Below are 22,422 nucleotides of genomic sequence, written 5' to 3' on the forward strand. Positions count from 1 at the left end.
CCTACGATTCCTCCGGCTTTGCCGTCGCCATTTCAAGCATCTGAGCAAGCTTCTGCAACACGCCCGGATAAGTGCGTTCCACCAGTTCCACATTCGCTACGGGTTCGTCGTTTTCGAGCGCCATTGAAAGCACCGAAAGGGCGAGACCATTCTCCGGCGCCTCTCCCCCGTCAAAGTCACTTCCGTTCACAATCGTCTCAAGTCCGCGGATGACGAGGCCGTCGTCGTAGACACCGACTTCTGCACCGGTCTTGCGCAGGTTTTCGGCGAGGGCTTCATTGCGCGCCCGCATTTCCTTGCGGATTTCCTTCGGGATCCGAAGGATCGTTTCGCCCTCGGCGAAACAGGCCGCCACCGCAAGGAATGGATATTCCTCGAGTCCCGTCGCTATCGTATCTTCCGAAAAGCGGCGGCCCTGCAGGCGTTTCCCCGATGCCAGCGGATACACCATCACGTCGCCGTAGACATCGCCAAAACGTTCGCGGCGGCTCACCGTCTCGAAATTTCCGCCCATACGCTTCAGGCAAGTAAGCGCACCGGCGCGCGAACTGTTCAGATCCACATTCTTCAGACAGACTTCGGTATTCTTCGGGATGCCCGCAATCGTTGCCAGCAACACAAACGCCATGGCCTCGGTGGTATCGCCGGGAATGTAGTAGTCGCGCCCCGTAATCACCTGCGTTTCCGAAAGTTCCGTGAACTGCGTACGTTCAATCTTCTGGCCGCGCGCCATCATCATGCGGCGTTCAAGCTCCGTCAGCTGTTCCATGCCGCGGCCTTCGTACTTCAGGTTTACGCCAAAATAGGCAAGCATCTTGGTCCACTGGTCATGAACCGAGCCCTTTTCCTCAAACGAGATGTATTCGCCGCGAATCAACGTCCGCAAAAGGATCCTGTTGCGCATCACCGTAGAAATGTTTCCGAGCGAATCCTTCTTAATCGGCAAATCTTCCGCCGCAAAGGTAAACGTGAATTTTGCCGCCTCATCGGAAACGGGCTTCACCTTGAAATACTTCTGCAACATCTCCTTGGCGCACGCAACTTTCGCTATTCCCGCCTCGTCCTCTTCGGCGGCAAACGTGTAAATCTGTTCCATGTCCTTCGAGGCAAGCGTCCAAAGCATCACGCAGCGTGATTCGCTCATGTCCATCGGGAGCATGCTCGGAAGCGCATACTGGAAGCCCTTACCTTCGAGCACCAGCTGGTGACCCTGCTGCACATACGAAAGTCCGAATTCCTTGAGGGCCTCGGCAAAAGGTTCAACGCCAGCGGCAAACGAAAAATCTTCGAAAACGGTACGGCCATTCACCAGGAGCGCCATCACCAGCGCAAGCTCCATGCGTTCGCGATCGGGATTTAAGATAAATTCCATTAGAGTTCCTTTAGCGTTCCTTTACATCGTAACCGAGTAGTTTCAAAATCTGGACCGCACGGCGGGCCTCTTCGGGAGTCTTGAAGGCAAGCAGCAACGTTCCCGCAATATTCTCGCGGACCTTCATCAATTCGATATCGCGGATATTCAAGTTGTTCTGTGCCAGCGGAGAAAGCACCTGCAGCAAGGCTCCCGGCACATCCTTCAGGGGAACCGTAATTTCAGAGAACGCAGCGGCCGCGTTACGGCCCTTTTCGAAAAGACTCGCACGGCCTTCGTTCCCGGCCTTAAAGACCGATTCCAGTTCTCCGGCACGGTCATCGGCGGCGGGTTTACCGTCAGAAACCACCTGCAAATGATCCATGGCCTCGATGGTCTTGTCAAGCCCCTCGCGCACCTCGCGCAAAGCAAGCACCGTCTGGTCGCGGTTAGTGACCGCAATATCGTGCCACATATTCCAGCCAGATGCGGCAATGCGCGTCATGTCCCTAAAGGCACGGCCCGCGTAATGCTGGTAGCTCGGCTTGACCAGGCGCTCCGGCATACTCGCCGCAAGTGTCGACGAAAGCATCTGCGGCATGTGCGAAACCCACGCCATCGTCCGGTCGTGATGTTCCGGCGGAAAAACAACCGCGTTCGCCCCGACAAAAGAAATCAGGTCCAGAAGCGACTTGTAATCGGCCTCCTCCACGCCTTCGGGCGGACACACGAACCAGTAGGCATTTTCAAAAATTGACGGGTCGTTGTATTCAAGGGTACGCTTTTCGGAACCCGCCATCGGGTGGCTTCCTACGAACACGAACGGCTTCGGCAGTTTGGCCCCCGCCTTGCAGATTTCCACCTTGGTACTGCCGATATCGCTCACCAGGATTTTTGGCTGCGAAGAAAGCACCGATAAATCCATCTGCGCCAAATTCTCGATCGTATGCAAAATATGCAGAATCGGCGCACACAGCAAAATCATATCGGAACCAGGCACCCAGTCCGTAATTTCGTCGTAGCCGAAACATTCGTCAGCAAGTCCCAAATCCTTCGCTCGCGCAAGAGTCGCAGGACTGCTCACCGCACGCACCACCGTAGGCAACTTCGCCTGCTTGATAGCGGCGGCAACGGAACTCGCCAGGAGTCCAAATCCAACGAAGGTGATCCGCATTATTCCTCCACCTTCCGGGTTTCTTGCATAATGACCCTAAAGATATTCTTGATAGACTCGGGCGTAAGCGGTCCCTTGGTCAGCGTAGAAACCTTCTCGAGAACAGCATCTTCTCGCGCCGGGTCAAAAACCGGGAGTCCCTGTTCCTTCTTGATTTTACCGATTTCAGTCGCATAAGACGCCCGCTTGTTCAGGAGCGAAATAATCTCGTCGTTCAATTCATCGATGCGAATTCGCCAGTCTTCAATCTTCATATAGCGTAATGTAGCAAAATCAAAGTTAGGGAGCCTGGAACTCCAGCCCGAAGGGCGCCAAAACAAAAAGCCGACCGGCACCGCGACCAGTCAGCTCTTGAAAAGCGCGTATTTATCGATTAGAAGATGAAGGCTACGCCGACATGCGGAACCACATTGATTCCGGAGAAGAGGTAATCGATACCCCAGCTGTCGTCGTAATCGTCATAATCGTCACCGTTGGTTGCGTCATAGGAGAACGCTCCCAGACCAAGCAGATTCGTCGTCACATCGACACCGGCAACAAAGCCAAAGTTTTCTGTCACGCGGAAACCGACAATCAGGTCGCCGCCCAGCATCACGTCAAAAACGAATGCGGAGTATTCAAAGCCCGGATAGTCGTCTTCATTTTCGACCAGCTTGAAATCGATACCCATAAGGACGTGCATCGCGACAATGACATCATTTGCCACGGGAGCCATACCCTAACCAAACTTCATATTGAAGTCCATGCCACTCAGGTCAATACCCCTATTAGCACGTTCCGGTTCCATTTCACCCGAGACATAGCCAAAGGTCAAGCCGAACACAGAAGAATAACCGCTTTCGTTCACACGGTAACGGGTCCAGCTAAATTCATAGCCAACGGAGCTCCATTCTGTGTCGCCGGGGCCATCACTGTCCATTTCCCAGGTTTCGTTTTCAACAGGAATAGCGAAATTGAGCGTCTGCAAAGACATACCCGTCTTCTGCTTGGGCTGGGGTGCGGGTTGGCCGTATGCCTGTTGCGGCTGGGCGTAGCCGTTGTTGTACTGTTGCGGCTGACCGTAACCCTGCTGAGGCTGGGCATAACCGTTATTGTACTGTTGCGGCTGACCGTAACCCTGCTGAGGCTGGGCGTAACCGTTGTTGTACTGCTGCGGCTGGCCATACCCCTGTTGCGGCTGGGCGTAACCGTTGTTGTACTGCTGCGGTTGCGCGTACCCCTGTTGCGGCTGGGCATATTCAGCATAGCCTTCGTCCTGAGCAAAAGCGGAAAGAGCCAAGGACAGAACCGTAGCGAGCATCATATTCTTCTTCATATTCACTCCTGTGAACAAAATAGGTTATACTGCATCAATATAACATTTTTTTCTTACATCGTTCAAAAAAAATTACTTTTTCAGACAATTTATATTCAAAGTCGTCCGGAAAGACGTTTTTCAGTGACGGACATCAACCGAATACTCGTCAAAAGCATCCTTGTTCGCATAAAGGTCACTGCCACGCCAGTCAAAAAGGGCGCTACCCCACTCTCCGTACAAGGTCGGTTCCCAGAAAAACGCGCCTATCCAGCGGTCTAGGCCCCGTACCATTTCATCAGTACGGCGGCGCGATCCGTCATAATTATAGTGGTTGTTGGCATCGCCACCGTTGTATTCCGCCACGATAAATTCAAGATTCGGGTAATTTGACGCAAGACTTTCAAACAAACTTTTCCAGCTATCCGGCAAGCCGTCATCGTAAGCCGTATACGCAGAAAAGCCCATCACGTCTGCAGGGACCTTCTGGTTCTTGAAGATTTCTGTCATCCACCAGTTCACGGTTGACGTCTTGTGAATGCCCTCGATATGAAGTACCGTCTTGATATTCTGCGAAACCGCCTTGACTGCGCGGATTCCTGCCTTAAAGTACTTAGCCGCATTCGCCTTTCCGCTAGATGTTCCCATATCACCATTGATGCTCGTCGGAGCCTTGTCTACATTTTTCCCCCAACAGTTTGTGCTGCTGTTAGGCACATGAATCATAATGCCCGGGGTAGTCTCGTTTCCAATTTGCACCAAGTCGGGGGTCGCATTTACCTGCTTGAGCGCGCTTACCAAGTCGTAAGTATAGGCATAAACGGAATCCGCAAGAGCATCGGAACTCTGAACGCTACGCCACCGGCTCGGGATAATTTGCTTGCCCGGATCAGCCCAGTTGTCGCTATAATGAATGTCGAGGAGGAATGCCATTCCCGCCGCCTTCACCTTTTGGGCATAGGCAACGACATGCTCCTTGTCGGCATAGGCCTCGGCATCGTGTTCGCAGCCTTGCGCCGCATAACCATACTGAGCCTTAGGCGAAACAAATGTCTTTAGGCGAATGGCGTTGAAGCCGTGATTCTTGAGCAGTGAAAAAATGTCCTTTTCCGTTCCGTCGACATCGTAGAATTTCGCACCGAAGCGTTCATACTCCTGCACCGTAGAAATATCGGCGCCACGATAAAAGCTGAAATCGAGTGGCGATTCCGCAGACGAAGAAGGCTCTTGCGACGCTGATGATTGAGGTGGTTTTGAATCCGAGGAATGCGGAGGTATCGCGGCCGAGGAATGCGGAGGAAGTCTTGCCGAAGAAAGTTCCGGCCCAAACGAAGTACGGGGATCCAACGCCGAAGATGCCGGTAAAAGCGTATATGAAGAAGTCGGCCAAGCCGACGAAGACAGGGATTGCGCAAGCTCCGCAGAAGAAAACGGTTCACCCTGCGACGAAATCGAAAAATCTGCCGAAGAAAAGACCTGCGGTTCGATATAGAATGTGTCCCGCTGGACACTCGCCGAAGACTGGACCACCTCGTAATCAAAGTCGGCCACGCTGCCGGAATCACCACCGCAGGCCTGCAAGCCCATAAACGACGCAACAGCAAGGCTCAGGGCACACAGCGTCCCTTTTTCTAAATAACCCATTCGATATCCCATACCCTAAATTTAAGCAAAAAATGCAATAATGTTCCCGTTAAAATTGTAAATTTAGTGCATGGAACTGTGGAATTTGCTGATATCCGAAAGCGTTCAGGGCTTTATCGAAGAAGCCGCATCTAAGAAAATGGATGCCCTCCAGATTTCGACCCGACTGAACAAGGACGGATTCAGCAACGAAGAACGCGCCGCCATTATGGACTATATGGCGCTAGTTCCCAAGTTCCGCGACAAGTTCTTTGACGACAAGGAACGCAAAGGAAAATTCCTGCTCTGCGACAGGCTCGCCCTGGAACAGAGTACCGCAAAGGATATCGGACGCTGGAAGGCGAACCTCTGGCCCAGCGAAGGTTCTGTAAACGATTTATGCTGTGGCATGGGAGGCGACAGCTTATTTCTCCCCCATTCGCTAAAGATTACCGGGGTGGATCTCGACGAAAACCGCCTCACCATGTACCGCTACAACATGCACGCCCTCGGAAAGGACGTCAACACGCTCTGCGCGGATGTGCGCTCGGTCGATAATTCGGCAGACTATTTCACTATCGACCCAGCCCGCCGCGCGCTCGAAGGAGAAAACCAGCGCGACCTGCGCAACCTGACCCCTACGCTCGAAGAAGTCATCGAAATCAGCAAACGCTACAAGGGCGGCATGGCGAAGCTTCCGCCCGGCTACCCGCCGGCAGAAATTCCCGACGGAACCGAGATTCTTTATTTAGGCGGTCACAGCGACTGCCGCGAATGCCTCGTGCTGTTCGGCGCGCTCGCCAAGAACCCGGACACCGTCCGCGCCGTCATCATCGGCAAATCAGGCGAAACACTTGCCGAATGGAGCCGGGGGCGCGACCGTTCCATCGAAACACTAGACGAGGACCTTCAAGAAAAACTCGACAAGAACGACAGCCTCGAAGGCAAGGACCGCACCTACCGCACCGCAACCAGCAAGAGCGACCTTCCGCTCGGGGAACTCGACAAATATATCGCCGAGCCCGCACCGGTCCTTATCCGCAGTCACCTCTTTAACGCAGCGGCCCTCGCCTGCGACCCGAACGCGCACCTGATTTCAGAAGGTATCGCCTATGTCGCCAGCGGTATGCCCCTCCCCGCACCGGGTTTCGCCTGCTACGAAGTTCTCGCCCACGCAGAAATTGCGACGGGCGCCGTCCGCGCGATGCTCAAGGAACACGAGATCGGCAAAATCACGCTCAAGCTCCGCGGCGTCAAGCTAGATCCCGACGCCGAAATCAAGCGCCTCAAGCCCAAGGGCAAAGAATCTGCAATCCTTTTCTACACCCGTTTCCGCGGCGAGAAAATAGCCATACTTACAAGGAGAACCGAGCCATGAGCACGCTCGTGTACACTCGCTTTGAGGTCGGTCGCCTGAGGCGACCTTTGGGCATAACAATCGTGCCTACGGCGCCATACTTAAACTTCACACCCCATTATCTCACAACCCCATAGCCCTATGTCCGTCAAACTCGAAGAATCCTGGCTGAACCTGCTCGCAGACCAATTTGAGCAGCCCTACTTCAAGCAAATCAAAGAAAAACTTTTACAAGAAAAGGCTGAACACCACGTGGTGTACCCGCCGGGATCCCAAATTTTTGCAGCACTCGATTTTTGCCCGGTCGACAAGGTCAAGGCGGTCATTATCGGGCAGGACCCCTACCACAATCCGGGACAGGCTCACGGACTCTGCTTCTCGGTACCGATGGGAATCCAGCCGCCACCCTCGCTCGTGAACATCTTCCAGGAACTGCACGACGACCTGGGGATCAATCCTCCCCCGCACGGGAACCTCGAAAGCTGGGCTCACCAGGGAATCCTTCTGCTGAACGCATCACTCACGGTACGCGCCCACATGGCAGCAAGCCATGCCGGAATCGGCTGGCAGCAATTTACAGACACCATCATCAAGCGTTTGTCCGAAACCCGCGAAAACCTTGTTTTCTTACTTTGGGGCAGCTTCGCCATCAAGAAACAGGAACTGGTTGCGAAAAATCGCGGTCACTTGATATTAACCGCCCCGCACCCAAGTCCGCTTTCTGCCTATCGCGGTTTCTTTGGATGTAAACATTTCAGCAAGGCGAACGAATATCTAAAAAGTAAGGGCCTCGAGCCCATTGACTGGAGCATTAAATAGACTAAAGAACGGACCATTGGTCCTACAGACGAAAGACGATAGGTTAATTCAAAAAAATTTACTAATCATTTTTCTATATTAAATAACATGAATCGCAAGAATACATTTGGCCGTTTATTGCTGTTTATTGTGCTGGGCCTGATTATCGGCGGAATCCTGGGCGAATGCCTCGGGGTGCTGTTCGGCCAGCTTGGCGAACTGATGAACGCGGGTGGATACAACAACGTGGTCCACAACTTCTTCGTGTCGTCGTTCAATTTCAACATCGGTTTTGGCGACAAGCCCGAGCCCGTGGTTCTTGACCTCTACCTCGTCAAGCTCGCCCTCGGATTTGGCATCAAACTGAACGTGGTCAGTGTCATCGGCATGATTATCGGCATCTACATTATGAAATGGTCCGGAGAAAGGTAATGTTTACTATTGACGAACTTCAAGCTAAGTTGGCTGGCGGCGCTACCGCTGTTTCGCTCGCCGAAGAATCTCTTAATAAGATTGAATCTACCAAGAACTTGAACGCCTACATTAGCGTATTGAACGAACGCGCTCTTCAAAAGGCAGCCGAATCCGACAAGCGCCGCGCAGAAGGCAAGAGTCTCGGCGCACTGGACGGCATCCCCGTCGCCGTGAAGGACAATATGTGCATCGAAGGTACGCGCACCACGGCCGCCTCCAAGATTCTCGACAACTTCGTCGCCCCCTACACCGCTACCGCCATCGAAAAGCTCGAAGCGGCAGGTGCGGTTATCGTCGGCAAGACGAACATGGACGAATTCGCGATGGGTTCGAGCAGCGAGACCTCGTACTACGGGCCGGTGAAGAACCCGCTCGACGAGTCCCGCGTTCCGGGTGGTTCCAGTGGCGGTTCGGCCGTAGCCGTGGCCAGTGGCACGGTCGCCTGTGCGCTCGGCTCCGACACCGGTGGTTCCATTCGTCAGCCCGCCGCCTGCACAGGCGTTGTGGGCTTGAAGCCCACCTACGGCCGTGTTTCCCGTTACGGCCTCTTGGCTTACGCAAGCTCTTTGGACCAGATAGGCCCCTTCGGTGCAACCGTTAAGGATACCGCCACCCTCCTCGGCGCTATCTGCGGCATCGACCCGCACGACAACACCACCAGCACTCGCCCGACCGAAGACTTTACCGCAAAGCTTGATGCCGGCGTGAAGGGCAAGGTGATCGGCGTCCCGAAGGAATACTTCGGCGAAGGTCTCGACGCCGAATGCAAGGCCGCTATCGAAGGCATGCTGAAGAAACTCGAAGCCGAAGGCGCCACCCTCAAGGAAATCAGCCTCCCGCACATCAGCTACGCCGTGTCCAGCTACTACATCATCGCAACCGCCGAAGCAAGTTCGAACCTTTCACGCTACGACGGCGTTCGCTACGGCTACCGCAGCAAGGAAGCCCGCAAGCTCTTTGACCTGTACGCCAAGTCCCGCAGCGAAGGTTTCGGCAAGGAAGTCCAGCGCCGCATTCTCCTCGGCAGCTACGTGCTTTCCGCAGGCTTCTACGACGCCTACTACGTGCAAGCCCAGAAGGTCCGTCGCCTGATTACCGACGACTTCAACAAGGCTTTCGAAAGCTGCGACGTAATCGCAAGCCCGACGATGCCGGGACTCCCGCTCAAGTGCGGCATGAACGAATCTGACCCGATGGCCGTTTACCTCAGCGACATCTACACCGTGAGCCTGAACCTTTCCGGCCTCCCGGGCGTAAGCGTGCCGTGCGGCATGGCCGGTGGACTCCCCGTGGGTCTCCAGTGGATCGGTAAGCCGTTTATGGAAGCCGACCTGCTCAGCGTCGCCGCTGCAACTGAAAAGCTTGCAAAGTGAGTGTCGCACAGCCAAGTTCACTTGGCTGTATGACCGAACGCCGCAGCGGACGCCGAAGGCGTCAAAAACTGAACAAGTAATACTTCAACGAGCAGCCCAATCGCAGACTCCGTCATATAAATCCTTTTCAGGATTTGTTCTTCGGAACAAGTCCTTTTTTGCAAAGAAAAAATCATCTTGTCAAACAAGCTATTTATCGGAAACTCAAAAACTCATCCTTGAAACAAAGTCAACTCTTTTTTAGATATGGGATATGCTATTCGGACACCTTTCAAAATCATTCACAACGATTCTCGTTCTATGCGGAGCACTATTTGCACAGCAGATCGACTCGGTTAAAATTGCGGTCATACCCGACAGCATCCGCGAAAAATTGAAGGACGAAAACGCTGTTTTCAGCATCGAAGAGGCCAGGATTCTTCGCACCGCCATTTTAGGCGATTCAGTCATTATGAAACGCGAAAAAGACACCCTTGTCGTGCCTAAGGACAACCTCTATGGCACCCATGTAAACCCATTAATCGTATCAGCCGAAGTTCTCGGTCAAAACGCGATCGTTTGGGCATGGGATTATTATGTCCTTGATAAAGACTATGCGCACACGGGTCCAAGCTACTGGAAAAGGAACTTTCGCGAAGGCTGGAAATGGGATCATAATCACTGGGCAATCAACTTTTACGGTCACCCTTACCAAGGTTCTATGTACTATGCCTCCGCAAGAGGCAGCGGCTACGGATTCTACTCAAGCATCCTATTTGCAGCACTCGGCAGCTCCACCTGGGAAATGTTCTGCGAAACGGAATATCCCGCCCCGAACGACCTTATTTCTACATCGATCGCGGGTTCCATGTTCGGCGAAGCCCTCTACAGACTTTCACGAGCAGCCTACAATAAACCTGGTGCTCCCTGGTACAGACAGTTAGCCGCATTCGTGCTTGAACCTGCCGGATATGTTCAACGGAAAGCGTTTGGCAATCGCGACTTTTACACGGGATGGGTTCCCATCGAACTCGCCGTTGCGACAGGCATGGGGTCACGATTTGGTTCCGTCTACCGTATGGGTGGCGAAAATTCCGACGAAGTCGACGCCGAATGGAACGATCGTCACGGATTCCTTGCTGTTTCGCTGGAGTATGGAAAACCCTACACGAAAGTAAAGCGCCCCTTCGATTATTTTCAGGCTGAATTCATGAGCGAAGGCGGCTTCGAAGGAGCAGTGCTGCAACTGGACGTCATGGGAAAACTCATTAACCGAAACATTCACGCGCGTGGACACTGGCTGGACTTTTCAATCAACCTTGACTACGACACCTTTTACGGCGACCTGGCGACCGTCAGCACCCTGTCTTTGGGTGGTGCTATGGATATCGCGCTCTGGCTTACCCCGCACATGCGCTTTCGCGTCATTAATCAGCTATACTGGATTATGCTCGGTTCCGCCGACATGGGCTATGACGACATTATCCAGGAATTCAACCCCGACTACCATCCAGATAAAGACAGTTACCAGTACAATTCCGGCGTAAAATACAGTCTCACCCTGGAAACCCTCTACAAGAACAAGTGGAAATTTTTCAGCAAGACGACCATCGACGCCATGAAAACGATCGAAGGAACCACACCCGATTATGGCGTGACCGGCTGGGACTTTTTGTTGCTCAACAAGACTGCGCTCGAATACAAATTGCTGAACTGGATGGACATCGGCTACCGTCTCGATACCTATATCAAGATGGCCGCCTATTCTTCTGACATTGCCGAACCGATGTCCCGCAGGATTCACGCCTACACCTTGTATCTGAATTTCCACCTGCTCGGTGAATAATCAATAGTTCTTTTTATAGTACAGGAGTCTTTATGAACGAATCAGAAAACCGCCAAAAGGTCATTGTCCGGACAAGCATCATCGGCATCGCGGCAAATATCGTGCTGTCGGCATTCAAGGCATTCGTGGGCTTTGCAACCAACTCCATCGCCGTAACGCTCGATGCGGTGAACAACCTTTCCGATGCACTGTCTTCGGTCATTACGATTGTGGGCGCAAAGCTTTCAAACAAGTTGCCCGACAAAAAACACCCGCTCGGTTACGGGCGAATCGAATACCTGAGCGCGATGGTGGTTGCAGCAATCGTGCTTTACGCCGGCGGAACCTCGGCGGTAGAATCGGTCAAGAAAATCTTCCACCCCGAAGCAGCGGACTATTCCACGATTTCACTAGTGATTATCGCCTCGGCAGTGGTAGTGAAGCTCGTGCTCGGTAAATTCGTAAAGCGACAGGGCGAACGCGTGAACTCGGGCGCGCTCGTGGCATCGGGTGCAGACGCATTGTTCGACGCCATCCTTTCCCTCTCGGTGCTGGCCTCGGCCATCGTCTTCATTCTCACGGGCATTTCGCTTGAAGCCTACGTGGGCCTCGTGATTTCCGCTTTCATCATCAAGTCGGGCATCGGCATGCTCATCGAAACTTTGGACGACATTCTGGGCAAACGCGCCGATAGCGACCTGGTCAAGAAAATCAAGGCACTGCTCACCGAAGAACCGCAAGTCCGCGGAGCCTACGACGTCATCCTGAACAACTACGGCCCAGACAAGTTTCTCGGTTCTGTACACCTAGAGCTCCCCGATACCATGACCGTCGAAGAAGTTGACGAACTCACCCGCAAGGTGCAAGCACGCGTACTCAAGGAAACCGGTGTGATTCTCACGGGCGTAGGAGTTTATTCGCACAATACCAAGAATGACGAAGCCGCCAAAATCCGCAGCAACGTGTTGAAGTTGGTGAAGGCGCATGAGTGGGCATTGCAGTTCCACGGCTTCTACGTGAACCTTGAAGAAAAGGCTATTCGTTTTGACGTGGTCATGAACTTCGAAATCAAGCCTCAAGAAGGTCTGGACATACTCCACAAGGAAATCAGCGAAGCCTACCCCGACTACAACGTACATATTGCAGCAGACATCGACGCATCGTAACGCCAACCAGACTGTTTCAATTCACAAGCTATCCTTGCGAAGCCGTAGGTTTACTCCAGGTACACGACTTCGCCCATTTGCGGCATAAGCACGGGCTTGCCCGATTCCTGGGCGGCACGTTTCGCATTTTCCAGCGGTTCCGTGTACGAATGCTTGCTCAGGCAGAACTTGGAATGGTGAACAGTCATGTAGCGGTTCGCGCCCAGTTCCACCATTTCCTTGCCCAGGTATTCCGGCATGGTGTGGATAAGCGACCAGTCCTTATTGTACTGCCCGTTTTCAAGAATCGCCAAATCGATGTCGGTAAATTTCTTTCCGATTTTCTCGAAGTGCGGGCCGTACCCCGAATCACCGCCAATCCATATAGTGCGCTTAGGAGACTTGAACGCGAACGACGCCCACAGAGTCTTATTCTGGTGCAAATCACGGCCCGAAAAATGCCTTGCCGGAGTCGCTGTCACATAAAATCCTTCGCCCAAGTCAACAGATTCCCACCAGTCGAGTTCCGTAAGTTTTTCAACGGGATACTTCCAGTATTCAAAATGTTCGCCCACGCCGAGGCCTGTTACCACGCGCTTTACGCGGGGTTCCAGTTCCGTCACCACCCGGTAATCCAAGTGGTCCCAGTGGTCGTGCGTAATTACCAGGTAGTCAATATCCGGCATGTCGGCGGGCTTGTAGATGTCCGTTCCCTTGAACATCTTGTTCACGAAACTCACCGGCGAGCCCTGGTAAAAAACCGGGTCCACCAGCACCTTCTTTCCAGATAAATTAAGCAGGTACGAGGAATGTCCGAACCACACAATCCAATCGCGGTCCTGCGGCAGCAATTTCAGGTCAGTCTTAATGACGTTCAATGCGGTATCGGGAACGGTCTGACTCTTGTCACCAAACAGGAAATCCTTCCACACGGCAAACACACTCCTGTCGCCGGTCATGGTAACGGTCTCGACCTCGTTCACGAACTGCTTGCCATCGTAATTCGGCGACTGCTTGATGCGTTCAAGGCGCTTGCCTTGCGGAATATGGCCGAAGCTCGCCTGCGATAAAAACAACACGCCCACGTCTCCCAAAATAAAAAGTACAGATAAGATAATCGCCGTAATCATGAGTTTCTTGTTCTTTGCAAAACGCAAGCGCATCGTTCCCATTCTAGCGGATAAAGTTCGTGAAGATTTTCTTTTCGGCAACGGGCTGTTCTACACCCGCCTTCTTGCCCGCTTCGATGCTCTTCAGGATCCACGCCATATTGCGGCCCAGTTCCTTCATAATCTGCACGCCTTCCTCGTCCTTCAGCACATCTTCGGGGCTAGAACCGTGAACCATGTTCCAGTAACGCGAAGCCACCATGGGCTGCTGTGCAAACGCCGGATACTTGTTCAGTGCATCAAGCGTTGCGCTGGTCCCTGCACGGCGGGCAGAAGCAACCGTTGCGGCGGGCTTAAAGAGCAGTTCCGCTTCGGCAATGCCGTAAAGCCTGTCCAGGAACATCAGCATTTCGCCACTCGGGGATGCATAATAAACCGGAGAGCCGTAAACGACGGCATCGGCCGTTTTAAGGATTTCCTTGGCTTCGTGAACCACGGCGTCGGTTTCGCCCTTCAGCACGCGGCCACCCACGAAGAAGATTTCCGTCTCGATGCCTGCGGCCTTGAGTTCGCCTGCCACGAGGCTCAGTGCCGTATAAGTGCAGCCCTTTTCGCGACGACTACCGTTGAATAAAACAACCTTCATCATAAACTCCTTTGTCTTTTGCCAAAAATAAAAAGTTTCCTTATTAAAATTCTACTTGTCAAAATCGTCCGGGGATTCGAACAACTTTTTCTTCAGCTGCATGAAACGCCTTTCGTTGGTGGCGATGTCCAGGTTCCCCACCCGAACGGCTTCCCGGTACAGCAGTTCCTTGTAGCGAATCTTATTCATGACCACCGTAAGGCGGGCCATTTCCTTTTCAAGAATCTTGCGGCGGTTTTCAAAAAGGGAAAGTCTTTGGGAAAGTGTGGAATCGCCCTCGTTAAACCACTCGATGTACTGGCGGATTTCCTTGATTTGCAGTCCCGAATCCTTGAGGCATTCGATCATGGTGAGCCAGCGAAGGTCTTCGTCGCTGTAGGCCCGCACGCCCGAGGCGTTCTTCTTGACAAACGGAAGCAGGCCCTCTTTTTCGTAGTAGCGCAGGGTATGGGCCGAAAGCCCGGTTTTCTTGACAACTTCGCCTATAGAGTAAGTCATATTTACAAAATATAAATTTTTTCGCCCAAATGATAGAGTTAGAGCCAACTCTAAATAAAATTTTTCAACTTTTTTCAAGAAAGTTCTACACCTAGAGTAAACTCTAGGTGTTATATTTCTTATAGAACATTTTCAAAAGGAGATTTTATGTGCTGTTTTGTCGTACCCATGGCCGAAGCGGTCGTCACCACCATCGCAACCCTCGTGTTGCAACAGACCGACAAGTCCAAAAGTGAATCCAGGAACCTGGAAGCCGCTGTTTCCGGCGCTCCGCAGCCCTTCTATAAAAGCCTGCGCCTGCTTGCCCGTATGCTCTGGCTCGTGACGGGCGTCCTGATTATCGACCATGTCATGAACGGAGAACTCATGTGGAGTTATCCCTTCTTTACCGCAGCCACAAGCCCCGAAGGTGTTTCCGAGATGGTGCGGGAAATGTCCACGGTGGGTGTTGCCATGTCAGTTTTTATTACGGCAGTATGGGCGGTGATGATTATCGCACGCAAGTACAAGGCCCAAACCCTCGCCAAGGCCGAGGTCCACACCAACCACTAAATAAGCAACTGCCTGGATTCTATCGAACCTTCGGTTCTCCAGAATGACAGGCTCAAGGTAAACTATGGACAGAAGAGACTTTTTAAAAACCGCAGGCGCGGCAGCGCTCGCTTCCGCCGTATTCACACCCGCTTTCGCGAAAGGGAAATCCATGGAACAGAAGGAACCCGGAAAGGACGTTTCCAACGTCTATTTCACCAAGGACCTGAGTGCCGCTGGCCTCATCAAGTTGTACAAGAAAATCAACGAGGGCATCACCGGACGCGTGGCCATCAAGCTCCACACCGGCGAAAAGAACGGTCCCAATATCCTGCCCCGTGAATGGGTAAAGGAATTCCAGGCGCAGGTGCCCAACTCCAAGATTGTGGAGACCAACACCTGGTACGAAGGCGACCGGTACACTACCGAACAGCACCGCGAAACCCTCAAGGTGAACGGCTGGACCTTCTGCGACGTGGATATCATGGACGAAGACGGCGAAGTGATGCTCCCCGTAAAGGATGGCCTCATTTTCAAGGAAATGTCCATGGGCGCACACATCAAGAATTACGATTCCATGATCGTGCTGACCCACTTCAAGGGCCACGCCATGGGCGGTTTCGGCGGCTCCATGAAGAACATCGCCATCGGTTGCGCGGGCGGACGCCTGGGCAAGAAGATGATTCACGAATACGTGAAGGGCGGCCCCACCAAGATGGAAGCGGGCGGCACGGCAGGCTGGAAAACCAGCGGAGCCCTGTTCATGGAAACCATGGCCGATTCCGCAAAGGCAACCTGCGACTTTTTCAAGGGTCACATCTGCTTTATCAACGTGCTACGCCGCATGTCCGTGGACTGCGACTGCGCGGGCCTTTCTGCAGCGGAGCCCAAGTGCCGCGACATCGGCATTCTCGCTTCCACAGACATCGTGGCGGTGGACCAGGCCAGCGTTGACATGGTTTACAAGCTCCCGCCCAAGGAACTTCACGACCTCAAGGAACGCATCGAGACCCGCGAAGGCCTGCACCAGTTGCCCGCCATGGAAAAACTGAAGATGGGTAACCGTAAATACAGGATTATCGAACTGTAGCCTAGTTCGCGATAGTGCCGTAGACAATTTTTCGTCACCGTCGCGGATTATGTTATATTTCTAAGAAAAGGCAGGTAAAATATGTCCCTTGGAATTCCAGAAATAATCCTAATTGTGGTCGTGGTGCTTCTTTTGTTCGGGGCAAAGCGCATTCCTGAACTCGCACGTTCCCTGGGCAAGGCCCAGAACGAGTACAAGAAGGCGAAAGACGCCCTGAAGGAAGAGGCTGAAGACCTGCAGAAGACGGTGGAAAAAGCCGCCGAGGCTGAAGATAAGAAAGGCTGATGACCTCCAAACAGGATCAAGAGGCAACGCTGATTTCGCATTTGGAAGCGCTCCGTCGGGCGCTTTTGCGTTCTATTATCGCCCTTGCCATCGGCATCGTGCCCCTGTTCCTTGTTTCGCCCTACGTTCTGGACTGGTTCTGTAAGCAAATCGCCCTGCAGGGCGGCGTCACGCTCCATTACTTTTCCCCGATGGAAGTGTTCCTGCTGCAGCTCAAGATTTCTGCTCTGCTGGACTGCGTGCTGTTTTCGCCCTACATCGCCTGGAACATGTGGCAGTTCGTGCTCCCCGCCCTATACGACAACGAAAAGCGATTCATCCGCTCCATCGTGGCCATGACCAGCGGGCTCTTTATCGCGGGCGTCGCCTTCTGCCTTGTCGTCTGCTTCCCGCTGATTGTGCAGTTCGGCATGAGCTTTGCAAGCACGACCTTGCAACCCGTATTCGGAGTCTCTAACCTAGTGACACTCGCGCTTTGGCTTTCGCTTGCGTTCGGATGCATGTTCCAGTTCCCGTTGGTGACCTACGCCCTTATCCGTGCGGGCATCGTGAATTACGAGACCGTCTGCGGCAAGCGCCCCTACGTGGTGGTGGCAATCCTTGTGCTGGCGGCTCTCCTCACGCCCCCCGATGTTGTTAGCCAATTGTTGCTCGGAGTCCCGACGTACCTGCTCTTCGAAGCGGGTCTCCTTGCGGCCAGGCATTACAAGGGGCGCGCCTTGAAAGAAGTCCATCCCGAAAATGCCCCGAACATCGCACCGCGAGATTCGACCGCAACCGCGACAGAATCAGAGACTGCGCAGACCACAGCGACGAACGAATCCGCGAAAGACCTCGCAGAAACCGACGCTCCCGCAACCGACGACATCGATTTCGCGGCCCCTTCTTCCAAGTTCCAGGTCGGCGCAGAAAAAGACGCCGACAAGTGGAAACCTTATTGATTTTTAGAAAAATTTATTTGCCTTAGAGTCAACTCTAAGTGATATATTAGAAGTATGAAAAAGTTTGTCTCAAAAGATTCCTTTGAAGACCTCGGTTTTGCCAAGCTGGACGTGAGCCGCGAATCGCGCACAGGCACCAGCGAGGCCGTGTATTGCGCTGGCAAGACGTCGGAACAGCTCCTGAAAATTCTTAGAAAGTTCCGGGACAAAGGTTGCCGCGTATTAGGGACCCGCTGCAGCAAGGAGCAGGCGGAATTCATCGCAAATGCAGGCGAGAAAATCTGCTACGACGAACTCTCCCGGACGATTTCACTGGCAGATGAAACGCCTGCCAAGCAGAAGCGCGGAAGTTCCGGCGGTAAGAAATCGCAAACGGCAGCAAAACTCGGGCCCGTGGCCGTATGCTGCGCAGGAACGGCGGACCTGCCTATCGCCGAAGAAGCCGCAAAGACTCTGGAATTTAACGGCGTGAAGGTCGTGCGCCAATACGACGTAGGGATTGCGGGGCTGCACCGCCTGCTTTCGAAGGTAGAGGACATCCGCAAGGCCTCGGTGGTTATCGCCGTTGCCGGAATGGAAGGGGCACTCCCCGGCGTGATTGCCGGACTCGTGAAAGCGCCCGTGATTGCCGTGCCCACATCGGTCGGGTACGGGGCCTCCTTCGGCGGGATTAGCGCACTGCTCACCATGCTCAACACCTGCGCCGAGGGCGTGACGGTGGTAAATATCGATAACGGTTTCGGGGCGGCCATCGCCGCATTTAGAATGTTGAAGGTGAAATGATGAAATATCTCTATCTTGATGGCTCTTGCGGTATCAGCGGCGACATGACGGTAGCCGCACTTCTTGGACTTGGCGCATCACGCGAAAAACTAGACGCGGCGATTGCAGGGCTCGGCCTAGAAGGCGTCCACATCCATGTGGAAAATTCAAAGAGTTACAGCATTGCGGGGCTTTCTTTTTCGGTGCATGTCCATGACCACGATGCTGACCACGTGCATTCTCATGAAGAAGGGTATGTAGAGCATCATCATCACCATGAGCACGGGCACCATCATCACGAACATCGGCACTTGTCCGAGGTTTACGAGATTCTGGACCGCACCGCAAATGCAGGGGCTGTCACGCCCCGCGCCCTTGAAACCGCAAAAAAGATTTTCCGCATCATCGCCGAAGCCGAGGCAAAGGCTCACGGCGTGCCCGTAGAAGAAGTCCATTTCCATGAAGTGGGTGCCATTGATTCCATCGTCGACATCTTGGCGGTCGCCGTCCTTGCAGATGACCTTGGTATAGAGAACTGCATCGTTACAGGGCTCAACGAAGGCTCTGGCTTTGTGGAAACGCAACATGGCCAGTTGCCGATTCCCGTTCCGGCGGTAGCGCACATTGCAGAAGCTGCGGGCATCGCACTTCACATCACCGAAACGAAAGGCGAAATGGTTACACCCACGGGAGCGGGCATCGTGGCGGCCCTCCGGACAAGCGAAAGCCTCCCCGCAGGCTACAAAATTTTAAAATCGGGCGTGGGTCTCGGCAAGCGCGATTTCGGGCGCGCAAACTTCTTGCGGGCGCAAATCATCGAGGACTGCGCAAGCGACAAAGGCGGCGACGCAACATCCAGTGCCACAGGCTCCGCGGCTCTTGATTGCAATGTTTTCCAGTTCGAAGCGAACATCGACGATTCCACTCCCGAAGAACTGGGCTACGCCATGGAAAAACTCTTCGAGGCGGGTGCCCGCGATGTCCATTTTATCCCCTGCTACATGAAGAAAAACCGCATGGGCACTCTCCTGTGCGCTCTCGCCGACAGCGAGCACCTGGCTGCCGTAGAGAAAGCCATTTTCTTGCATACATCGACCGTCGGCGTGCGCCGTTTCCCCGTAGAACGCACCTGCATGGCCCGCAGCACCTTCGAAGTCGAAACGGAATTCGGCAAGGTTCGCGTCAAGAAATCCGTTTTGGGCGGCATCGAAAAAATCAAACCCGAATTTGACGACCTGAAAGCATGCGCCGACAACGCGGGCGTTCCCATCCGCGAAATCCAGAAAGCGGTCGAGAAGAAACTGCACTAAAAGTGAATTGTCAAGCCGCAATTTTGTATTTTACTTTACATGGAAAATTTAAAACAAAAGTTTGAAAAACTGAAAACCCTCCTGCGCGAAATGGACCGCGTCGCCATCGCATTTTCTGCCGGCGTAGATTCCACGTTCCTTGCAAAGGTCGCCCACGACACGCTGGGCGACAACATGGTCGCCTACACAGTCCAGGCGGGAATGGTCCCCGAGCGCGAAATCGCATTTTCCAGGGAGTTCTGCAAGTTGCACGGAATCCCGCAGCAGCTGATAGAAGTTGACGAAATGCAGGTAGAAGGCTTTGCCGAAAACTCCAGGGAACGTTGCTACTTCTGCAAGCGCAACCTGTTTTCGAAAATTGCAGAATGCGCAAAGGCCGCAGGATTTTCAACCGTCTGCGAAGGCAGCAATGCCGACGACATTCACGATTACCGCCCTGGAATGCGCGCCCTCCAGGAACTAGGCATCAGGAGCCCCCTCCTGGAATGCGGACTCACAAAAGCGGACATCCGCGAACTTTCGCACCAACTGGATTTACCCACGTGGGACAAGCCCTCCTTCGCCTGCCTCGCAAGCCGCATCCCTTATGGAGAACCCATTTCCCGGGAAAAGCTTTCCATGATATCAAATGCGGAGCAACTGCTTTTTGAACTGGGCTTCAAGCAGTTCCGCGTGCGCCTGCATGGAAACCTTGCCCGCATCGAGGTGTTGCCGGAAGATTTCGACAAGGTTCTAGAAAAACGCGACCAGATTCTCGCAGCCTTCAAGAAAATCGGATTTACCTACATCTCGCTAGACCTGCAGGGCTTCCGCAGCGGCAGCCTGAACGAGACTTTAGCCACAAAGCAAGTTTAGCCCACTATTGGGCGTTCCCCGGCACGGGGCCGGGTCGGGTGCTGCTCGCCAAGCACGCTCGGCTCATCGAGCCGCTTACAACAGAACAAGGGAATCAAGGTATTTCCCAAGGGCGGACATGCAAAATTCCGTTATTCGATGGCAGCCGGAACTCATCCAACGACACAACAAATTTTGGATAACTGTCCCTGATTCTTTCTAGTGGAGCGTATTCTCGGGCAATGGTCGACTCGCCGTCCATCTTATAGGCTACCTGGATGTAAATGCGCGCGTCGTTCCTGATTGCGACAAAATCGACCTCGCTCCCATCCAATTCCCCGACATACACATCGTAGCCACGCCTGCGAAGTTCCAGATAAATGGCATTTTCAAAAAGATAACCCATTCCATACCCAAAACCCGCATACAGGTAATTGTGGAACGAAAAATCGTTCATGTAGTATTTGGCAGGACCGGACAGCGAATCCTTGCCACGAATGTTGAAGCGCGGACAGGAATGTATCAAGAAGGCGTTTTCCAAATACCCCGCATAGGTCGAGACAGTCTCGTAATTTGTTTTCCGCCCTTGCCCCTTAAGGCTCTTGACCACATTCGTGAAAGAAATCAAGTTCGAGGCATTATTCGAAAGAAAGACAAAAAGGTCGTTCAGCAGGGTAGCGTCCTTGATTCTGTAACGCTGCACGACATCGCGAAGCATCACGGAATCCTTCAGACTCTCGACATAGTTCCGTCGCATTTCCTCCGAATCAAGGTTGAACAGTTCGGGCAGGGCCCCATGCTGGACATAATCCGTAAAAGACGACGCATCCTGCGGCTTGCCGGTCAACTCGCAAAACTCGCCAAAACTGTATGGAAACACTTCAAACCGGACATACCGGCCCGAAAGCATGGTCGAGAGTTCCCCGGAGAGAATATCCGAATTGGACCCGCTTATGAATACTTCGCAAGGCTCGGCAAAATCCTGCGAACGGGCGTTCACAAATCTTTCCCATCCATCGATATACTGGATTTCGTCAATGAAAAGATATGTCTTGCCTTCGGGCGAAAACCGGCTCTTGTAAGCAGCGTAAAGAGACTGCAAATCCTCCGCGGATTTTATGGCAGAAAATTCAAGAAATTCCTTGTTGATGTATAGGGTGTTCTCGGCAGGGACTCCGCCTAAATATGCCGATTAAAGCCCAAAAACGGGCTATTTCCACCCCATAAGTTGTATTTGGATACAGAATCAATAATTTCAACCATATATTAAAATATATATATTTTTATCAAAAATTTCAAACATATTTGAAACTTTTACGCAAAACAACCCGCTGAGACGGCTCCCCCCCCCTTGGGCGTTCCCCGGCCAGGGCCGGGTCGGGTGCTGTTCGCCTCTCGTCACCCCGGACCTGATCCGGGGTCGGCTCATCGAGCCGCTTGCGCGTCTCGCCACCGCGCGGCGGTGCGACGCCCCCTAACGCAGAAGCGGGTGTGAAATGTGTAGTGTGGGGTGTGGAATGTGGAATTTATACTGCAAAATCCATCATGAACCGGGGTTCAAGAGCCTCAATACGGTAGTTGTTCTTGGTGGACTTCTTGACGGATTTCTTTATTTTTTCATGTTCATTTTGTAATCTTACTTATAAATTTTATTTTGACTTAACACAACGGACGGAACGTCCTTCAAGTTTTGTGTAATTAAAATTCGAGGGGCCGTAAATTGAATTGTCTCTATAACTCGTATTGGAGCCCAAAACAAACATTTCACCATCTACAAGGATTTCGCCTGGGTAATACCAATACGTTTCTTTTTCAAGGCAATCTTTGAATTCTCCCGTTGGACGTCTCAAGCCAGCGCCCACAAGGCTATACCCAGTGGTGTTGTAACCGCCGAAGCCGAAGGTGGAACGGACTCCCTTGATGCCATCGTTGTTGCCGTTGGAATTGAGAATGACAACGAAATCATCGTAGGTGAGCAGGCGCCAGTCGTCGGGGCAGATACCTTGGTGGTTTGGCTTTATAC

General features: G+C 53.0%; 23 protein-coding genes and 1 pseudogene. 13 read left to right on the plus strand and 11 right to left on the minus strand.

What is annotated here, in order from left to right; genetic code table 11:
• Window position 1: 1 nt before the first annotated feature.
• From BUA93_RS15070 to BUA93_RS15095, 6 genes are all read right to left on the minus strand, one after another.
• Window positions 2–1,372 carry a 3-phosphoshikimate 1-carboxyvinyltransferase gene (locus BUA93_RS15070; protein WP_072980808.1) on the minus strand — a complete coding sequence of 457 codons (1,371 nt, stop codon included), beginning with the start codon at window positions 1,370–1,372 and terminating at the stop codon, window positions 2–4.
• A gap of 10 nt (window positions 1,373–1,382) precedes the next feature.
• A complete protein-coding gene (locus tag BUA93_RS15075; protein ID WP_072980811.1) occupies window positions 1,383–2,525 on the minus strand; it encodes a prephenate dehydrogenase/arogenate dehydrogenase family protein in 1,143 nt (380 codons plus the stop codon).
• On the minus strand, window positions 2,525–2,779 hold the full coding sequence (locus BUA93_RS15080; RefSeq protein ID WP_072980813.1) for a chorismate mutase: 255 nt from the start codon (window positions 2,777–2,779) through the stop codon (window positions 2,525–2,527). The genes BUA93_RS15075 and BUA93_RS15080 overlap by 1 nt, the downstream gene beginning before the upstream one ends.
• A 119-nt stretch (window positions 2,780–2,898) precedes the next feature.
• Window positions 2,899–3,240: a hypothetical protein gene (locus tag BUA93_RS15085; protein WP_072980815.1), complete on the minus strand. Its 342-nt coding sequence runs from the start codon at window positions 3,238–3,240 to the stop codon at window positions 2,899–2,901.
• Window positions 3,241–3,243: 3 nt separating this feature from the next.
• Window positions 3,244–3,840 (minus strand): hypothetical protein, encoded by a 597-nt coding sequence (locus tag BUA93_RS16425; RefSeq protein ID WP_217651022.1) that lies wholly within the window; start codon window positions 3,838–3,840, stop codon window positions 3,244–3,246.
• A gap of 120 nt (window positions 3,841–3,960) precedes the next feature.
• A complete protein-coding gene (locus tag BUA93_RS15095; protein ID WP_254794012.1) occupies window positions 3,961–5,475 on the minus strand; it encodes a glycosyl hydrolase 53 family protein in 1,515 nt (504 codons plus the stop codon).
• A 58-nt stretch (window positions 5,476–5,533) separates the two neighbouring features.
• Here BUA93_RS15095 and BUA93_RS15100 point away from each other — a divergent pair, with 58 nt between their 5' ends.
• From BUA93_RS15100 to BUA93_RS15125, 6 genes are all read left to right on the plus strand, one after another.
• Window positions 5,534–6,820 (plus strand): class I SAM-dependent methyltransferase, encoded by a 1,287-nt coding sequence (locus tag BUA93_RS15100; RefSeq protein ID WP_072980820.1) that lies wholly within the window; start codon window positions 5,534–5,536, stop codon window positions 6,818–6,820.
• 120 nt (window positions 6,821–6,940) lie between these two features.
• Complete coding sequence (gene ung, locus BUA93_RS15105) at window positions 6,941–7,618, plus strand: uracil-DNA glycosylase (protein WP_072980822.1); 678 nt, start codon at window positions 6,941–6,943, stop codon at window positions 7,616–7,618.
• An 87-nt stretch (window positions 7,619–7,705) separates the two neighbouring features.
• Window positions 7,706–8,029, plus strand: coding sequence for a DUF4321 domain-containing protein (locus BUA93_RS15110; RefSeq protein WP_072980824.1), 324 nt, complete (start codon window positions 7,706–7,708; stop codon window positions 8,027–8,029).
• Window positions 8,029–9,444 (plus strand): Asp-tRNA(Asn)/Glu-tRNA(Gln) amidotransferase subunit GatA, encoded by a 1,416-nt coding sequence (gene gatA, locus BUA93_RS15115; RefSeq protein WP_072980826.1) that lies wholly within the window; start codon window positions 8,029–8,031, stop codon window positions 9,442–9,444. The genes BUA93_RS15110 and gatA overlap by 1 nt, the downstream gene beginning before the upstream one ends.
• Window positions 9,445–9,697: 253 nt before the next feature.
• Complete coding sequence (locus BUA93_RS15120; protein WP_083597514.1) at window positions 9,698–11,269, plus strand: DUF3943 domain-containing protein; 1,572 nt, start codon at window positions 9,698–9,700, stop codon at window positions 11,267–11,269.
• Between the two features lie 32 nt (window positions 11,270–11,301).
• A complete protein-coding gene (locus tag BUA93_RS15125; RefSeq protein ID WP_072980830.1) occupies window positions 11,302–12,414 on the plus strand; it encodes a cation diffusion facilitator family transporter in 1,113 nt (370 codons plus the stop codon).
• 50 nt (window positions 12,415–12,464) lie between these two features.
• On the opposite strand, the gene BUA93_RS15130 is transcribed toward BUA93_RS15125, so the two are convergent.
• The 3 genes from BUA93_RS15130 to BUA93_RS15140 are packed head-to-tail and all read right to left on the minus strand — an operon-like array spanning window position 12,465 to window position 14,646.
• Complete coding sequence (locus BUA93_RS15130; RefSeq protein ID WP_175547465.1) at window positions 12,465–13,565, minus strand: MBL fold metallo-hydrolase; 1,101 nt, start codon at window positions 13,563–13,565, stop codon at window positions 12,465–12,467.
• Window position 13,566: 1 nt separating this feature from the next.
• Window positions 13,567–14,148: a flavodoxin family protein gene (locus BUA93_RS15135; protein WP_072980848.1), complete on the minus strand. Its 582-nt coding sequence runs from the start codon at window positions 14,146–14,148 to the stop codon at window positions 13,567–13,569.
• 51 nt (window positions 14,149–14,199) lie between these two features.
• A complete protein-coding gene (locus BUA93_RS15140; protein WP_072980832.1) occupies window positions 14,200–14,646 on the minus strand; it encodes a MerR family transcriptional regulator in 447 nt (148 codons plus the stop codon).
• Window positions 14,647–14,793: 147 nt separating this feature from the next.
• Between BUA93_RS15140 and BUA93_RS15145 the strand changes: the two genes are divergently transcribed.
• The 7 genes from BUA93_RS15145 to larE all read left to right on the plus strand — a co-directional run bounded on the left by BUA93_RS15145 (window position 14,794) and on the right by larE (window position 20,420).
• A complete protein-coding gene (locus BUA93_RS15145; protein ID WP_072980834.1) occupies window positions 14,794–15,198 on the plus strand; it encodes a hypothetical protein in 405 nt (134 codons plus the stop codon).
• A gap of 64 nt (window positions 15,199–15,262) precedes the next feature.
• Window positions 15,263–16,267 (plus strand): DUF362 domain-containing protein, encoded by a 1,005-nt coding sequence (locus BUA93_RS15150; RefSeq protein ID WP_072980835.1) that lies wholly within the window; start codon window positions 15,263–15,265, stop codon window positions 16,265–16,267.
• Between the two features lie 81 nt (window positions 16,268–16,348).
• Window positions 16,349–16,552: a Sec-independent protein translocase subunit TatA/TatB gene (locus BUA93_RS15155; protein ID WP_072980837.1), complete on the plus strand. Its 204-nt coding sequence runs from the start codon at window positions 16,349–16,351 to the stop codon at window positions 16,550–16,552.
• Window positions 16,552–17,493, plus strand: a complete 942-nt coding sequence (tatC, locus tag BUA93_RS15160; RefSeq protein ID WP_072980839.1) for a twin-arginine translocase subunit TatC — start codon at window positions 16,552–16,554, stop codon at window positions 17,491–17,493. Before BUA93_RS15155 ends, tatC begins: the two co-directional genes overlap by 1 nt.
• A gap of 54 nt (window positions 17,494–17,547) precedes the next feature.
• On the plus strand, window positions 17,548–18,276 hold the full coding sequence (gene larB / locus BUA93_RS15165) for a nickel pincer cofactor biosynthesis protein LarB (RefSeq protein ID WP_072980840.1): 729 nt from the start codon (window positions 17,548–17,550) through the stop codon (window positions 18,274–18,276).
• Window positions 18,273–19,565 carry a nickel pincer cofactor biosynthesis protein LarC gene (gene larC / locus BUA93_RS15170; protein WP_072980842.1) on the plus strand — a complete coding sequence of 431 codons (1,293 nt, stop codon included), beginning with the start codon at window positions 18,273–18,275 and terminating at the stop codon, window positions 19,563–19,565. Before larB ends, larC begins: the two co-directional genes overlap by 4 nt.
• Before the next feature lie 39 nt (window positions 19,566–19,604).
• Complete coding sequence (larE, locus tag BUA93_RS15175) at window positions 19,605–20,420, plus strand: ATP-dependent sacrificial sulfur transferase LarE (protein WP_072980844.1); 816 nt, start codon at window positions 19,605–19,607, stop codon at window positions 20,418–20,420.
• Between the two features lie 94 nt (window positions 20,421–20,514).
• Here the strand turns inward: larE and BUA93_RS16830 are convergent, their stop codons facing one another.
• Window positions 20,515–21,549, minus strand: coding sequence for an ATP-binding protein (locus BUA93_RS16830; RefSeq protein ID WP_371359331.1), 1,035 nt, complete (start codon window positions 21,547–21,549; stop codon window positions 20,515–20,517).
• Between the two features lie 499 nt (window positions 21,550–22,048).
• Window positions 22,049–22,422: pseudogene (locus BUA93_RS15185) on the minus strand (hypothetical protein); the annotation flags it as partial.

The organism is Fibrobacter sp. UWH4, assembly GCF_900142475.1.
GTDB lineage: Bacteria > Fibrobacterota > Fibrobacteria > Fibrobacterales > Fibrobacteraceae > Fibrobacter.